General features: G+C 41.2%; 8 protein-coding genes. 1 reads left to right on the plus strand and 7 read right to left on the minus strand.

Going from position 1 to position 17,909, the window contains the following annotated elements; all coding sequences use genetic code 11:
• Nucleotide 1: 1 nt before the first annotated feature.
• A complete protein-coding gene (locus J0X14_RS03575; RefSeq protein ID WP_207096377.1) occupies nucleotides 2-1,195 on the minus strand; it encodes a Pycsar system effector family protein in 1,194 nt (397 codons plus the stop codon).
• 55 nt (nucleotides 1,196-1,250) lie between these two features.
• Between J0X14_RS03575 and J0X14_RS03580 the strand changes: the two genes are divergently transcribed.
• The gene (locus J0X14_RS03580; protein WP_207096378.1) at nucleotides 1,251-4,964 is read left to right on the plus strand and encodes a metallophosphoesterase; all 3,714 of its coding nucleotides are present in this window, start codon (nucleotides 1,251-1,253) and stop codon (nucleotides 4,962-4,964) included.
• Here the strand turns inward: J0X14_RS03580 and J0X14_RS03585 are convergent.
• From J0X14_RS03585 to J0X14_RS03610, 6 genes are read right to left on the minus strand one after another with little or no spacing between them, the layout of a single operon-like run.
• Nucleotides 4,961-5,815, minus strand: coding sequence for a hypothetical protein (locus J0X14_RS03585; protein WP_207096379.1), 855 nt, complete (start codon nucleotides 5,813-5,815; stop codon nucleotides 4,961-4,963). The genes J0X14_RS03580 and J0X14_RS03585 overlap by 4 nt on opposite strands.
• Nucleotides 5,812-6,711, minus strand: a complete 900-nt coding sequence (locus J0X14_RS03590) for a GyrI-like domain-containing protein (protein ID WP_242527902.1) — start codon at nucleotides 6,709-6,711, stop codon at nucleotides 5,812-5,814. The genes J0X14_RS03585 and J0X14_RS03590 overlap by 4 nt, the downstream gene beginning before the upstream one ends.
• An 18-nt stretch (nucleotides 6,712-6,729) precedes the next feature.
• Complete coding sequence (locus J0X14_RS03595; RefSeq protein WP_207096380.1) at nucleotides 6,730-8,058, minus strand: vanadium-dependent haloperoxidase; 1,329 nt, start codon at nucleotides 8,056-8,058, stop codon at nucleotides 6,730-6,732.
• Between the two features lie 4 nt (nucleotides 8,059-8,062).
• Nucleotides 8,063-11,302 carry a VCBS repeat-containing protein gene (locus tag J0X14_RS03600; RefSeq protein WP_207096381.1) on the minus strand — a complete coding sequence of 1,080 codons (3,240 nt, stop codon included), beginning with the start codon at nucleotides 11,300-11,302 and terminating at the stop codon, nucleotides 8,063-8,065.
• Nucleotides 11,295-14,639: a VCBS repeat-containing protein gene (locus J0X14_RS03605; protein WP_207096382.1), complete on the minus strand. Its 3,345-nt coding sequence runs from the start codon at nucleotides 14,637-14,639 to the stop codon at nucleotides 11,295-11,297. Before J0X14_RS03605 ends, J0X14_RS03600 begins: the two co-directional genes overlap by 8 nt.
• The gene (locus J0X14_RS03610; protein WP_317194414.1) at nucleotides 14,636-17,824 is read right to left on the minus strand and encodes a VCBS repeat-containing protein; all 3,189 of its coding nucleotides are present in this window, start codon (nucleotides 17,822-17,824) and stop codon (nucleotides 14,636-14,638) included. The genes J0X14_RS03605 and J0X14_RS03610 overlap by 4 nt, the downstream gene beginning before the upstream one ends.
• Nucleotides 17,825-17,909: the final 85 nt, after the last annotated feature.

Consider the following 17,909-nt stretch of genomic DNA (forward strand, 5'->3'; position numbering starts at 1 on the left):
ACTAAAATATTAGTCTGTCGGGACCAAAAAACCGGAAAGCGATGCCAAACGAAAGAACGGAGATAATCATTCCCACCATAAAAATAGTATAGGTCAGCCGTAATATTCGGTACTTTTTGTTCAATACAAGCCCCAAATAGTATAAATCCTTGGTAAGAGAAGCATAAACATAATCCTTGTCCTTTACCAATTCCTTCAAGGCCCATTCATACTCATTTAGATCCATCTGATGAAAATTGCCGAAGAACAAAAGGTTCACCCTTTTTTGTTCCACATCCTCTTTGGTAAATTTACCGGTGGTAACGTTAGGCCTGGTGGCCAAAACGGATAAGACCATGGAGACCACACTAAAAAGGATAAGGATCATTGTGGGATAGATGAGGTAGGTATTGGTGGGATTGTCCAATTTGGTAAGCAAATTGGCCAGCACCAAAGAAATGATAATGGCATTTACAGACAACAAAATGTTGGCCTTAGTATCGGCAATATCACTGAGTTTTAAGTGGTTTTTCAGTGTTACCCGATATAAGGTTTGCACACTTCGGTCTGGGCTTTCCTCTTTGTATTTTGCTTTAAGGGCTTCCTTTTTGGCGATATTCTTTTCTGTTTTCTTGTCTTTGAGCAATTGTTTTAAGTTCCTTTGCTTACCTTCTTCCCAATTTTCCTTGGCGTAGTCGGTATAGAACTTTTGCCCTTTCCGGAACATCTGAATGTTCTTTTCGCGCCATTCTTTGGCGGAATAATTGGCAATGCCTAATTCCTTTAATTCTTTCTTTAAAAAATCGGTGGTTTCCCAATAGCTTTTTTTGGCAAAGTGGGACATGTCGGCATCCCGGATGATTTCTTCCGATAAATTTTGGGGCTCATATTGTTTCTTGGTTGCAAGGATTAAATTGCAAACTTCCTTCGCATCCGCCGCATTATATCCATTATCTTTTAAAAAATCTGTGGCAATTTTGCAGCTGGCCTCTTCATGGTTTTCAGGGGCCTCAACATAGCCGGTATCGTGCAGCCATGCGGTCAGTATAAGCCTTTCATTCTCCTCTTCTTTTAAGTTATAGAAGTTGAGCAATTCTTTAGTACTTTTAACTACACGCTGGGTATGTCGCAAATTGTGGTATAAAAACCTCGGGTCGAGCTTTTTATCAAAAAGTTCACAGACAAATTGTTCAGTTTTTTCAACAATATCCGACATAACTGCATGTTTGAAGTATCCAAAGTACAAAATTTTGGATTCAACCTCATAGCTTATGAAGAAACATTACCTGTTCATCCTCTTACTGGCAATGGTGTCCGGCTGTGCAACCTATGAGGCTAAATATGCCATTCCCTCTATGAATGAAAATGCTTTTCAAAGCAAGGAGGTTGAGCATACCTTTTATTTGATTGGAGATGCAGGATTATCTCCCGCGGGGGACTTAAATCCTAGCCTAAAGAAGTTTAAATCGGTCTTGAGCAAAGCCGATGCAAACAGTACAGCACTTTTTTTGGGCGATAATATTTACCCCGCCGGTTTTCCAGATAAAGATGATGATCCTGAAGGGCACGAATTGTCAAAGCACTATCTAAACGCCCAATTAAGCACTGTTGAAAATTTTAAAGGAAAAGCTGTTTTTATTCCAGGCAACCATGATTGGTACAGTGATGGGTTGAATGGCTTGGAACGAGAGGAAAAGTACATTCAAAAAGCATTGGACAGCAAGGATGTCTTTCTTCCAGATAATGGGTGTCCCATTGAAAAAATTGAGGTCAGTGACCGTATTCTGGTTCTTGCCATAGATACGGAATGGTACTTGGTCGATTGGGACAAACACCCCACCATGAACGACAAGTGCGAGATCAAAGATCGGGGTCGTTTTTTTGAGGAGTTGGAAAGTGAGATCAAAAAGAATTTGGACAAGACCATTATCATTGCCTTGCACCACCCCATGTTTACCTATGGCTCGCATGGCGGGCAGTTTTCCTTCAAACAGCATATATACCCAAGCGGTGGAGGGTTTCCACTTCCTGGTTTGGGAACAGTGGCCAATGTGTTGAGACGGACCTCGGGGGTGAGTATTGAGGATATATCCAATAAAAAGTACAACGAGCTTAGAAAGCGTATTCTGACCCTTTCCCAATATTCAGATAAGGTCATTTTTGCTTCTGGGCATGAGCATACCCTTCAATATAACGTGGAATCCGGAAAACCACAGATTGTTAGTGGGGCAGGAGCCAAAACAGGCGCTACCCGACTTTTGAACGGGAGTAAGTTCTCTACTGGGGAAATGGGTTTTGCTGTTTTAAAAGTATATACAGATGGTTCGTCCAGTGTTGGATTTTATGCAGCGGATGAATCAGGAGATGAAGCCTTGTTTACTTCAGAAGTGCTGCCACCTGATAGACCTACCGAAAGTGTCTCCCTGCCGGATGATTTTCCTTCCTACAAAGTAGCTTCGGTGTATAGTGATGAAGAAATCGATAAAAGCGGGTTCCACAAATGGTTATGGGGCGAGCGGTATCGGAAATATTATGCCACCAAGGTAAAGGCCCCAACAGTTCGTTTGGATACCATTTTCGGTGGGGTTAAGGTTGTACGAAAAGGAGGGGGGAACCAATCCAATTCGCTGCGATTGGAAGATAAAGAAGGAAGACAATACGTAATGCGCGATCTTCGTAAAAGTGTTGAGCGTTATCTGCAAGCCATGGCTTTTCAAGAGCAATATATCATTGGGCAGTTTGAGGACACCTACACGGAGGATTTGCTTATGGATCTTTATACTGGGGCGCATCCCTATGCTCCGTTTACCATTGCCAAATTGTCCGATGCAGTGAATATTTACCATACCAATCCAAAATTATACTACATACCCAAGCAGTCCGTTTTGGGGGATTTCAATACAGATTTTGGCGATGGACTCTACATGATTGAAGAACATGTATCCGATGGGCATGATGAGCTTGAAAGCTTTGGGAAAACCAAAAAAATTGAAAGCACATACGACCTTATCAATAAATTACGGGAAGATGAGGAATACCGAATTGATCAAAAGGAATATGTAAAAGCCCGCTTGTTCGATATTCTTTTGGGGGATTGGGACCGTCATGTAGATCAATGGCGATGGGCCGAATTTAAAACAGAAGACGGCAACAAAATTTTCAAACCCATTCCTAGGGATAGAGATCAGGTATTCTCCCGATGGGGAGATGGCGTAATCATGGAGTTTGGCTCCAGGGCGGTACCAGGTCTTCGAATTTTTGAAGGATTTCATGAGGAAATCCGTAGTGTAAAGGGCTTTACCTCATCACCGCGGACATTTGCCTTGGATATGGCCCTACTTTCTGAAACTGATATGCAAATGTGGGTGGATGAGGCCGAATTCATTCAGCAACATATTACGGAAAAGGTCATTGATGAAGCATTTTTGGCCTTTCCGGAAGAAGTACGGGATGAAACCGTCACCCAAATCAAGAATACCCTATTGGCCCGAAAAGGGAAACTGGTGGAAACCGCAAGGGAATACTTTGCCATCCTCAACAAGTACAGTGTGGTCACCGGAACGGACAAGGATGATTATTTCAGTATCAATTCCCTACAAGATGGAAGTGTTGAGGTGACCGGCTATCGTATTAAAGGAGGAGAAAAGGCCGATATTTTCTTTCAGAAAGTTTACCAACCCGAATTCACCAAGGAAATTTGGGTGTATGGCTTGGACGATGATGATGTTTTTGATGTCAACACCAAAACATCCCGAATAAAAGTTAGGATTGTGGGTGGGCAGAACAACGATGTGTACAAAATTGGAGAAGCGTCCAAAAAAGCACATGTCTATGATTTTAAGGCCAAAAAGAACACCTACGATGAAGCCTTTGGCGGAAAAATTCACCGTTTAAACGATTATGAAACCAACACCTATCAGTTTCTAAAAATCAAGGCAAGTAATAACCAACTACTACCTACCATCGGGTTTAACCCAGATGATGGTTTAAGGATTGGGCTTACTGATACCTATACGCTGAATGCATTCCGACAGAATCCTTTTACCCAACAACACACATTTAATGGGGCATACTACTTTGCTACCAATGGATTTAATTTGGCGTATAGGGGTGAATTTGCCAACGTAATCAACAAAGTGAACCTAGAGGTTCAAGCTCGGTTCACCAGCCCTAATTTCACCTTGAACTTCTTCGGTTTTGGTAATGAAACGGTCAATAATGACGATGATGAACCCCTTGGTCTGGATTATAACAGGGTTAAACTAAGAACATTGAAATTGGAACCATCATTGGTTTGGCGCGGCTATTTAGGTTCTAAAGTCCGGGTTGGGGTTTCTTATGAAGATATTGAAGTTGAAGCTACAGAGGATAGGTTCGTCAATGAATTCTATATTGGAAATGGAGAGGAGCGACATCAAAAATTCTTTGGAGTGGATGCGGAATACTCCTATTCAAATACAGATAATGAAGCCTTTCCCACTTTAGGGATGGCTTTTGAATTGCAGGGTGGCTATAAGACCAATATACAGGAATACGGCAGGTCGTTTGCCTATATCATACCTAGCTTGTCCTTGGATCATAGATTGTGTTCCAATGGTAGGCTGGTTCTGGCCACAAAGGTGAAGGGGCACATCAATATTGGGGATGATTTTGAGTTTTATCAAGCTGCAAATATTGGTGGGAATAATGGGTTGCGGGGCTTTCGTTTTCAACGTTTTGCGGGAAAGACTGCGTTTTACCAAAGTTCAGACCTGCGGTACAGTTTTAGAGGACGTAAAACAGGATTGTTGCCTGTTACCCCTGGAATTTATGGTGGATTTGATTACGGTCGTGTTTGGTTCCCTGGGGAAGACTCAGATAAGTGGCATAACTCCTACGGGGGAGGGTTTTTCATGAACGGAGCCGATATGCTCACCGCCAATTTTGGGTTGTTCAATAGTGCAGATGGGCTTCGATTTGCCTTTGGAGTTGGGTTCGGGTTCTAGTTGATGGAAAAAGAATACAGACTACCCCCTCCTCTCATATTTTTTTCATCGGCAATCAAGAGCGTTTTTTCATCCAAAAATCCAATGGATTCTGTTTGGGTATCGCTATTGAAGTCAATGATTTGTATGGAAGCCTTTTCAAAATTTGGAAGCTCAAAATTCCTCACCAAAAAAATAAGACCATACCCCAAAAGAGCAATGGTTTTTCCATCCGGTGAAATATCAGCTCCTGTGACCGAACAGTGATCTTGACTTTTACAGAGGGTAATAGAACCCAAGAATTCTGCTTCATATTCACCTTCAACATCAGGAACTCGATACATTAAAGTTTCTCCGGTATAGGGTCTGGTGCGATTCTTGGTAAAAATGTATAGGTGGTCTTTCCAATGAAATAAACCCTCCGTATCAAACAGTAAGCTGTCTTTTTTGGGTGGAAATTTTTTTTGTTGAGGGTAGTGGAACGCAATTTTTTCTGCATTGGGTTCTTTTTTCTTTAGTTCAGAAGCAGAGACCCGATAGATGGTCAAATTTTTTCGAGCATTATTGTTGTTTCCAAAATCACCAATATAGAGATTGCCTTTTTTGTCCATGGCCAAGTCTTCCCAATCCTCATTTTTGGCATGGTCAATTTTTAGGCTTTTGGTGACATTGCCCTTGGTATCAATTTTGTAGATTTTGTCCTTGTTGCCACTGTCCTCAATCACCCAAATATCCTCTTGCCCAACACTGATTCCAGATACTTCTTTAAGTTTGGAGGGGAAGTCTCCCAAGTGGTCCAATTGGCCGTAGTGCGTTTTTTGGGCACATCCCTGGGTAAAAATCAAAATCAAGATAAGGGCAAGACGGCTCATTCAGATTCCTTTATGGGCATGTATACCTCAGTTTTCCATGTTAACTCATTGCCTCCCATATTGGGATTGTTGAAAAAGATTTCCACAGGTTTTCTTTCAACGGGGATATCATTTTTTTCAGCGTAGTTTAAAAGTGCATACCATGCTCTGTCTGAAGTAATATAGTTGCCATTATAGATGGCTTTCAATGCTTTTTTGATATTGATTCGTTTGTAAATTAGATCTGGATGTTGGGGAAGTTTTTCAGAACGTATTATGGGATAACAAAAATTATACGACAAACTATCGGCCTTTATATTCCAATCTACAACTTCCAAAATAGGTGGGCCATTCATTTCTACCTGATTCTCTACCAATATGGAACTTATGAAGGAATAATTGGCCATGATGCCTGAGGCTTTGTATTTCTGTTCGGTTTTAATGGGGATACAGGCACAATAGGAGGTAAAAAGGCTATCATCTCCTATAACTGAGACCTTAAAATCATCCAAATGATCATTTAGGAATTGTTTAAAATCAAGTAGCCTTTTACGGCTTCCTTTTTCAAAATCAGTATCAGAAAAGGGAACTTTGATTTTGTTGGCGAAGGAATTATCGGGGTCTTTGATATTCACCTTAATCTGACTCAAAGAATCATTTATTGGGGTAATATCCCATTCGTAAATATGTACCGAATCATTTATAGCTAAATTTTGCTGAAAATGCGTCAAGCTTTCATAAGAAACTGTAGCAGAATCATTTAAGGTCTTGTTCCACGCTTTTACGGTCTCATAAATTGTCCCGGGAATGGTTTTGGCCTTAAAGTTAACTTGATAATCCTGTGGCTTTAGAAACAGGTACCAAAGCAAGGCAAACACAACCAGCGTAAGGACCAGAATAGAAATTTTTCTCATCATAGATGGCAAAAATAGAAATTACCCTCTGGTCATGTCAAGTTTATCCACAATGAATTTTCCTAGGTCACGGCCTTGTTTTACCCCTACCTCTATGGCTGCACGGTAGTGTATTCCACCATACATTCTACTGATGGCCGCTTCGTCTGCAGCTTGTTTAAAGGATGTAAAGGAGCGAACGGGAAGGCCATAAGGCACCTCGGTATCGTCATCAAAGGAAAAGTTATCACCAAAAATATCTGTAAGGGCCGTGGATGCAGCGCCCGAGACCACACTATGTCCACTGGTATATTCTGGAAACGGCGGAGTCTGCAATACAGGCTCCCAACTATCATCAATATATTCATTGATCAAGGTTTCTGGGCGGATAAGGTTACTTCTGTATTTTTCATCCCAACAGCTAATAAAACCATCAGCGATAGCAATGGAGGTCTTCGTATAGGCATAAACTGTTTTGGCAAAATCAGCATTGTCTTTTCTACTGGCTATTTTGGTAATGCCTATCCAGTGGGCTCCTGGGGTGATCTTTTTGGTAGCGAACATCAAGTGTCCCCGGGTTACAGAAACATAGGGGTTACAGTCCCAAAATTGAGCTATGGCGATTTCCTCGGACTTATCACCTTTTCCGATCATACTTTTTCTAACCTCATATACTTCCAATAACTCTTTATAAAAAGGCGAATCTTCTTCCATAGAAAAAGCAGGCGGCGGGACGGGTTTGAACTGTTCCGAAGAATCAATGGCAAAGGGACGTATTTTGCTCCAATGCGGTTCCAGACCACTCATGTATGCGGGAGGGGTGGGCTGCCAACGCGAAGGGTCTTCTGTGTTCACCGTAAACTTTGGCATGGTCCGCGTTTGCTTGTAATTGTCTTTGTCCATCCAAGCTCCAATAAAATCGGCCACTTCCAGACCATAGGCTTTGGATGCATTGAATACGGGTTCATTTTTATCGGCCCACATCGTATAGAGACTATCCCTAAAGCTAATTACCCTTTCCTCGGAGAAAATCAATCTTCTGCTCAAATCCATGTGGGCTACCAAGGCAGCCATTTCATAGTTGATGTTCTCTTCTTTGGGGCTTGGAATGCTCTCTAGGTCATGTACTTGTCCTGCCAGTGATTTATAACCGTCATCTTTTTGCGCTATGATTTCATATGCGGCAATGTTGGGATAGGCAAAAATTCGGCTTGCCACAGGAGGAGAGAAGATATCATGAATCATGACCTCAACAACCTTGTCCACAGATTTATGATAGTCTTCGGGTGATATGGTTATAGGTTCCTGCTTCTTTTGACAGGAAACGAAAACTAACAGTATTGTTACCAGTAAACTAATTCTTTCTTTCATGGCCTTAATTATTTATTCTATAAACTTGTGCTTTATCGTTATTAAAAATGGCTAGTAGGTACTTTTCGCCATTTAAGGTAATTATGTTTAAATGCCTCAATGACTTCTTGGTAAAATCCAGCCCTAGTTCATTGCCCAAAATTACCTCATTTTCGCTTTTAAGAAGTGCCCCGGGAAAGGAATCAATACGACCGTGGTAGGGTTTTACCCCAAAAAAGTTACCACCGATCAATACATCTTGGGTTCCATCGCCATCAAAATCTTCCACTAAAAATGCCATAATGGGCGAAACTTGGAGTTCACTTTTAAAAGGGACAAAAGTAAAATTTCCATTGTCATTTTTTAAATACCCAGATTCAAGGGTGTTTACCTCTAAGAGGGTCGATTTTTCCAAGGTTTCCTTTCCAAAAAGTTCTTCCATGGTCTTTCCGGCAAAAGACTTGTATGAGGTGAATTTCTTTCTCAAGTATGTCAATTGTGATGAAAGTCCGTCTAAGGACTCCAATGGATAGTAGTTGCCATTTTTTTCCAGAGCCGTTACCGTTTCGGTTTGACTGTTGTTATCAAAGTCATTGAAAAACAATTTCATGGGATACTTTTTAGAGGCCTTAAATTTGGAGTTGGTGCCCCAATTCCCCAAAAGGTAATCTGTGTCGCCATCCCCATCAATATCAAATGGAGCTATGCTTTGCCAAAGCCCTTTTATGTCCAACGGGTTGGCTTCAGTGAAAGTTCCATTGTTATACTGAAGAAATTTGGGTGCCATCCATTCGCCCACTAAAATCAAGTCTTTTGTTCCATCTTCATTAAAATCATCCCAAATGGCATCTGTTACCATGCCTTTAGAATATGGTTCAAATCCATTAAAAATAGAAAAATTCCCATTGTTGTTTTCCAGAATATAGGATGTGGCAGGAGCTCCAAATTTAGCTGTAATGGTATGTCCCCCCACAAATAGGTCCAAATCACCGTCGTTGTCAAAATCATGGGGTTTGACCACTGATGCATTTTGAAAAAACTTGGGAAGTTCCGAGGGTGAAAAACTGGAATCTTTCTGAACATAATAGCTTTCCAATAAAACATCGGATTCGCCAAAAAAATCTCCCCCTCCTGAAGTTACGAAAAGATCATTGATTTTGTCATTGTTGAAGTCTGCAATAGTCGCCGAAATATCTTCCTTAATGGAATCTTTGGCAACGGCTTCAAAAAGGTGATCTACAAAAGTGGAGTCTTGTTGTAGATAAATACTTGAAGGGATAAATTTTGACCCGCCCAAGAAGACATCTTCCTTTCCATCGCCATTAAGGTCGCCTAAAGCAAGTGCTGGCCCTCTATCCGAAACTTGGTAAGGAATCAGTTTTTCACGGTTAAAATCGGTGTAATTGTCCTCCACATGGGTAAAGTCAATGCCTAAATTACCCGGAACAGGTTCAAAGAGGTTTTGAGTTTTCTTGTGCAGGGACTTGTAGTCAAAAGGCTTTGTGTCTTTGGGCTGTATGGTTAAAGTTTGATTTGTAGCCACATCTTTTAGGGTCTGATAAGTTTTGTTTGGCCAAATAATCCTAATGGAATCCACTTTTTCTAGGGTTCCATACCCAAAATGAATCATAGGCTCTGACGATGCCTGAAATCCACGAGTAGGGAATAATTCCTTGAATTGTAGCCCGCCATTTTGGTAGGAATATACTTTTGTTCCAATCCCCAAAGTATTCTTGGCGGTGAATTGGAACTTTAATTTGAGATAATTCCCTTTTTTGGAAGCTTTGTTAATGTAAAGGGAAGCAGGTTGGTTGATGTTGTTGGTGACCAAATCAAGGTCGCCATCATTGTCCAAATCTCCCATGGCCGTAGCCCCCGAAATTAAAGTGTCTTTGGTGATCCAGTCTTCGGATTTATCCATAAACTTTAAATCTTGACTGCCTTGGAACACATAATTGTGAACATTTCCTGAAGGCATTAAGTTAAGGGCCTCTTGATCTACCAGTTTGGTATTATCTATTTTTTTCTGGATTTCATCACTCGAAACAAATTTGATAAAATCCAGGTCGTTGGGTCGTTTTGGAATTCCATTTGAAATAAAAAGATCTTGGGTTCCATCCAAATCATAATCCCCGAACAGGGCACTCCAGCTCCAGTCGGTTGCCGCTATACCGCTCATGAGGGCTGTTTCCATGTAATTGCCATCCGGTTGGTTCACAAAAAGCATGTTTCGGGTAAATTGGTAATGGTACCCAAACCGATCTACGCGTAATTTTTGTGTCTGAACATTGTCATCCCCTTCGGAGGATTTCAAAGCCACCTCATCTTCAGGCAGCATATCCAATGAAATAAGATCTGGACGCCCATCATTGTTAATATCGGTGACATCATTTCCCATGGAAAATCGGGTGGTGTGTCCAAAATATTTTTTCAAACTTTCCGTAAAAGTACCGTCGCCATTGTTCAAGTAGTAATAGTCATCTTCATGAAAATCGTTGCCCACATAAATATCAGGATACCCATCCTGATTAAAATCGGCAACGGCCAAACCAAGTCCATATCCATTAATACCCCCATAAATTCCGGCTTCTTCGCTAACATCCACAAACCGACCATCATCATTGCGGAGTAATTTGTCCCCGGTTTCGTATCGGCGCTCAAATCTAAGGTCGAACCGCCCAAATGAATTTTGGGTGTGCACGGCGTGGTTTAGGAGGTAAAGGTCTAAGTCTCCATCTAAATCATAGTCAAAAAATGCAGCGTTGGAACTGTACGAATCAAAATCAAGATCGTATTGGGCCGCACTTTCGGTAAAGCTGTTGTCGCCATTATTAATGTATAGCTCATTGAACCCGTTAAATCCATTAATGCCTACAACGGCACAGACATAGATGTCCAAAAGACCGTCCCCATTCACATCGGCCATGGTTACCCCTGTATTCCAACTGCTATTCCCCTCAATTCCGGCAGCACTTGAAATATCTTCAAACTCCAAGTCCCCTTTGTTCAGGTAAAGCTTGTTTTTCACTTGGTTTCCGGTGAGGAAAATATCGGGAAGGCCATCATTGTTGATGTCCCCAATGGAAACACCTCCACCATTATAAAAATAGAGGTAGTCCAGAATGCTAAGGTCTTCAGTTGTGGTCAAGGTGTTGGTAAACTTCACACCTGTCTTTTCTGGAGAAGGGTTTTCAAAGAGACTGCCTTCTTTCTTACAACTGGCAAGAAGGAGTGTGATCAATACGGCTATTTTGAGCTTATTCATCAATGGCAAATATCTTTGGTTTATCGTTATTGATGGCTACAATTACAAACGTTTTTCCGTTTTTATCCTTGAATTGCTCCATATATTTTACCTCGTCTTTTACCTTAAATCCGCTCACATCATATTCCTGCCATTTAAACCCAAGGTTGCCATCTCCCAATAAAAGGTTCCCATAGCTGGCGTCCAGTCTTGAGAATTGTGGTTTGAATTCAAAATTATTACCGGCCATGATCAAATCCAGGTTGCCATCCTTGTTCACATCGGCGCAGGTAATATCACAAACACAAGATAGTTGCACCCGAGGAGGGAGGTTTTTAATGGTAAACTTGCCACCACCTTCGTTTATGGCTATTACCGAGGCAGAAGTTTCCACCTTTTTTACAATAGAATTCTGAACCAATTGCTCTGGAAAAAGTTCATGTATGGTCCTGTGGGCATAGTCCGAAGCTTTTAGATTTTGTTTTTTTAGACCGGGTAATTGTTGGGTGAGCTCCCTTTTTTGGTGGATGGGATAATCACCGCCATCTTTTCCTAACGTTGCAATTTGTTCAATGGTGCCATTGTTGTCGTAATCGTTGATCCACAATTTCATGGGATGCTCCTTGGAAGGTTTATAATGCAGATTCAATCCTTGGTTCCCCAAAATCAGGTCCATGTCTCCGTCGTTGTCCAAATCTGCAGTTTCCACGGTATTCCACCACCCGTAAAGACTATCCAATGAAGAAGACATTTTAGCGAGTCTTCTGCCTGTATTTTTGTAGATTTTTGGTGTGTCCCACTCGGAAGTGAGCACAAGGTCTTTCTTGGAATCCCCATCAATATCCACCCATTTGGAGTCAGTAACCATGCCAGCATCCTTTAGGTCGTAACCCAATCGCTCTGTGACATTGGTGAAGGTGCCATCTCCCATATTTTCCAAGAAAAGATGATCAGGGGATATGCCATAAACACCCACTACGCTTCGGGAGCCAATAAACACATCCATATCGCCGTCTCCATCAAAATCAAATGGGGATATGGTAGAAACATTCTTAAAGGTTGATGGCAGTTGACTTTCAGAACGGGTGAAATTGCCCATCCCATCATTTAGGTACAAGCGCGGCACGTAATTCCGTTGTTCACTTACATTATTACCGCCAGAACCCACCATAAGGTCAAGATCATTATCGCCATCGGCATCAAAAAAGGCAGCGGCAACATCTTCAAACCTTTGGTCTTCTTCAAAAACCCTAGATGTTTTTTGGGAGATTTTCCCATTTCCGCCGTGCAGATAGATGCTTCCGGGTTGGTTATGTGCCCCACCGATAAAGAAATCTTCATTTCCATCCCCGTTTATGTCGGCCACGGCCAAAGATGGCCCTTCTTGGGAAAGCTTTTGGTAGATAAGACCCTCGTAATCAAAATCATTGTAATTGTCCTCTTGATGAGCCAATACCGTTCCAGTCTCCAACTCTGTCAAGAACGATTTCTTGTTTTCTTTTTTGAGGGGGTCATAGATTTCGGCCGCATTGGCATAGTCCAAAGTGACACGTTGATTAGCCTTTACATTAATGAGCTTTTGCGTTTGTTGATTAGGCCAAATAATTCGGATGGAATCCAATGCTTCTGATTTCCCCAACCCGATGGTCATACCATACTCCATGGAGGATTGAAACCCTCTGGATGGAATCATTTCCTGGTTGACAATATTGCCATCAAAATAAAATTTGACCAGTGCACCAACCCCAAATGGATTGGTTTTTGGCCCTTTGAACTGCAATTGAACATAGTTGTTGTTCAATTGGGTATCTGTATTGTTTTTATAAATAAAAGGTTCTGTATTAACATTGTTGATGACCAAATCCAGGTCGCCATCGTTGTCCAAATCACCATAAGCAGCCCCATTGGAGCGGGAAGGCAGTTCAAAACCCCATTCTTTGTTGGCATTTTTAAAGGAAATGTCCCCATTGTTTTTATAAGCGTAATTAGGTTGGGGCTTTATGGGCATTTTACTGATAATGGAATCAATGGATTCCTTTTTTCCTGTGAGGGCCATTTTTTGGACAATCTCATTGGCAAAAAAGTCGACAAAATCCAAATCCGTGAGGTCATGGTTAATGCCATTGGTGACAAAAATATCTTTAAGGCCATCGTTGTCCATGTCGAACATCAATCCGGCCCAGCTCCAGTCCGTGGCATCCACACCGCTGTAGTAGGCCACTTCGGAGAAGGTGCCATTCCCGTTGTTGAGCTGTAAGGTGTTCTGGATATATTGCTGACCGAAATCCTTGCTTTGTTTGAGGTCAAAAACGTTGTATCCCTCAAATTCCATCACAGATTTTACCCGATGTTCTTCTTCGGGAAGCATGTCGGTGATAAAAATATCGTTATGTCCATCATTGTTGATGTCGGCAATATCTATTCCCATGGCGGAAAGACTTAAATGTGAAGTCCAATCCTTGATTTGCTCCTTAAATGTGCCATCTTTTTGGTTGATGTAAAGGTAATCCCGCTCATAAAAATCGTTGGAGACATAAATATCTGGATAAAAATCGCCATTGAAATCCGTGACCATCACGCCCAGTCCAAAACCAATAAGGCTTCCATAAATACCAGCTTCTTCACTGACATCCACAAATTTGCCATCGTCATTACGTAGGAGCATATCGCCCACACCTTTAAAAATATCGGGGACGCCTTCCCAGTCTTGGGCGCGTACTTCACGTTGTTCGGCATAGCCAAGGCTACTTACGGGGATGTTACTGTTGTTAAGGATATAGGCATCCAAATCGCCATCTTTGTCATAATCAAAGAAAGAGGCGTGGGTGGTAAATCCTGTTTTGTCCAAATTGTACTCACTCGCCATTTCGGTAAAAGTGAGGTCCCCATTATTGATGTAGAGGTCATTATCGTGGTTGTTGCCCTCCATGTTTCCAGCATTACACACATAAATGTCCAAAAGCCCATCTTGGTTCACATCCACCATCAACACTCCGGTGGACCAAGGTTTGTTACCTGTTACTCCAGCACTTTCAGAGATATCCTCAAACTTAAAATTGCCCTTGTTCAAATACAGGCGGTTTTCAACCATATTTCCGGTAAGATAGATGTCTGAAAGCCCATCATTGTTAATGTCGCCGATGGCAACACCACCTCCATTGTAGAAGTTTCTATACTTAAAAATATTGAAGTCCTTTTGGTTTTCAACGGAATTGATAAATGTGATTCCGGTTTCTTCTGATGGAAGCAGGGTGAAGAGCGTCTCAACGTTTTCTTCTGTTACGTCCTTTGATTCTTTATTGGTACATGCCACAAATTGAATCAGAAAAAGGCATAGGATTACAGCTCTAAGTCTCATTTGTTGTTCTGTTTTTTGATTAAAAAAACGGGAGAATCGTTGTTTAACGTGATGATGAGTTCTTCGTTCCCATTTCTATTTATTTTTTCAATCCTTCGGGCCGCTCCGGAAATGTTCAGGTTTTCTTTCCAGTGTATGTTGCCCTCTACATCATTTTGTAATACTAACCCATGCGAAGCATCTAATCTACCAAGTTGGGTACTTATCTCAAAATTATTACCAACCATTAATATTTCATTAATCTTTTTTTCATCAATATTATCAATGTATATATCGTTGACCGTTGAGGATTGCACGATCAAAGGAAGTTCCTTGTTTTTAAAGTTACCTTTCCCGTCATTTTCAAAGTAGGAGGTCTCTAGCATATACACCTTTCTTTTGGTGGCTTTCTCCAGATTTTCTTGACCAAAAAGTTCTTCCAAGGATGCTTTGGCAAAATCTTTATAGAAAAGGAATTTTTTATTGAGGAAGGGCATTTGCTTGGCCAGTTCATCCTTTGATGAAAAGGCGGTCTCTTTATCACCATGAAAATAGGTCACTACAGTTTCAATGGAGCCATTCCCATCAAAATCATTGATGTAAAGTGTGACCGGTTTATCCAAAGATGCCTTAAATTTTGTGTTCAGCCCCCAATTCCCAGCCAAAATATCCAAATCCCCATCATGGTCCAGGTCGGCCATTTTTAAACAGTTCCACCAGCCATTGGTATTTTCCAATCCGTTGCTGGTTTGTTGTATGAGTTGCTTTCCATTGTTGAGGAAAATGGTGATGGGGGTCCAGTGCCCCGCAATGATCAAATCCAAAAAACCATTTCCGTCTAAGTCTTGCCAAACAAAATCCCTAACGTTTCCTATGGTTTCAAAATCTGGTGAGAAGGAAGGTGTGATATCGATAAAGTTGAGGTTTCCATCATTTCGAAAGATATATTGTTTTGGCACCTCTCCAAATTTTGTGGAGACGGCGTTGGAAGAAATGCAAATGTCCAAGTCATTGTCATTGTCAATATCCACGGCTGCTACCTTTGACGCATTGACCTCAATTCCCATAAATGACTCTTCTTTGGTAAAAATGCCATTATGATTGATGTATAGTCTAGGCTGCAAAGGTTTGCCCCTGGTAAATTCATTACCACCACTGACCACAATCAAATCTAGATCACCATCGTTATCGGCATCAAAAAAAGTTTGGTCAATATCTTCAGCAATGGCATCCTGTTCAAACAATTCTGTTTGTTGATAGGAAAATGAACCGTCACCATCCTGAAAATATAGTATTGAAGGCTGACCTTTAGCTCCGCTGATAAAAATATCATCCAATCCATCTTTATTAACATCACCGACCGAAATGGCTGGTCCTTCATTGGAATATGCAAAAGGAGAGAGGGGATTTCGGTCAAAATCAAGGGAAGGTTGCTCTTGGTGGACAAAGTCCAAATCTTCATCTGTAACTAAAAATGACGATGCAACTTTTGTGGATGATTTTGCATAATAATTACCCGAAGCATCTTTGAAAGACACATTTAAAGTGGTATTTGCAGCAACATTACGCAGGGTCTGGAACTTGCCATCTGGCCAAATAATTTGGATAGAATCGATGATGCTGTCCTTTCCAGCACCAAAATTTAATCGATTTTCTTTGGCCGATAGGAAACCTCTGGTGGCCATATTTTCTTGTATCGCACTGCTACTTTTTTGATATAGGATTACTTTTGCTCCAATGCCAAATCTATTTTTAGGACTTCCATCAAAAGTGATTCTGATGAAATTGTTTTGGTTCAGTGTATTTTCGAGAATAAATGCTTCTTGGTTAACATTGTTAATCACCAAATCCAAATCTCCGTCATTGTCAAAATCAGCATAGGCACATCCGTTGCTAAAGGAAGGCATTTTTTGACTCCAAGTATCCGTAACATCTGAAAATGTGACCCCTCCATTATTCTTATAAAAATAGTTGGGTACTTTTTTACTTGGTAATCTATCGATTAGGCCCATATCCTTGTCGGATAGGCCTGTCTCTATATTTTTTTGTATTTCTTTATTGGAGATATAGTTGATATAATCCATATCGTTGGTCACCCCTTGGATTCCGTTTGAAATGAAGAGGTCTTTGTATCCATCATTGTCAAAATCAGCAAAAAGTGCCCCCCAGGACCATTCGGTGGCATTGATACCGCTCAAATTGGCAATTTCCCCAAAATTTTCACCATCCAAGTTTAGGTGTAGGGCATTTTGCATGTACTGCGGTGCAAAACCATTTTTCAGATATTGTTGATAAACGGGATATGGGTATTCCAATCCCGAGGTTTTGTAGGTTTCCAGATTTTCGGGAAGCATATCTAAAGACAAAATGTCTGCAAGACCATCATTGTTGACATCAGCGATGTCATTGCCCATAGAAAAGTGGGTGGTATGCCCCATTTTGGTGTTGTCTTGCGATATGGTCTCTTTGAATGTTCCATCTTTTTGGTTGATGTAGAGGTAGTCGTTTTCAAAGAAATCATTGCCCACATAAATATCTGGATAGCCATCATTATTGATATCGCTAATAGCCAGTCCTAAACCATAACCGATGCTTCCTTGAAATATGCCGGCTTCCTTGGAAACATTCACAAAATGTCCATCGTCATTTCTAAAAAGGATATCCCCGGACATGGAATCGATGATTTTTCGTTTGGCACCTTTGCCATAGGAGCGGTTTGGGTTTATGGAATGGTTCAGCAGGTACATATCCAAATCCCCATCCAGGTCGTAATCAAAGAATGCGGCTTGGGTAGAGTAACCAATGAAGTCCAGCCCATATTTGGCAGCCTCTTCCTCAAAGGTTGGGACTCCATTTGCATCAACGCCTTTGTTTACGAAGAGTAGATTTTTGCCACTTATGGGGCCATGGTCCCCTACTTTACACACGTAAATGTCAAGAAGGCCATCATTGTTGATATCGGTATGGGTTACGCCAGTGGTCCATCCAGAGTCGTTTTTAATATTTGCAGAAGCTGTGACATCCTCGAATTTAAAATCTCCTTTGTTAAGATATAGTTTATCCGAGCCTTGATTGGATGTAAAATACAAATCGGGCAAAGCATCGCCATTAAAATCGCCGGTGGCGACACCGGCCCCGTTGTAGAAATATAGATAATTAAGGATGTTGAGTTGTGGAGTGGATGTCAACTCATTTTTGAACGACACCCCTGTCTGTTTGGATTTTTTCTGAACAAATAAGGTATTGGATTCGTTTTTCGAACAGCTGTAAACCAGCAATAAAAAACCCAAA

This window comes from Allomuricauda sp. CAU 1633, from assembly GCF_017313225.1.
Taxonomy (GTDB): domain Bacteria; phylum Bacteroidota; class Bacteroidia; order Flavobacteriales; family Flavobacteriaceae; genus Flagellimonas.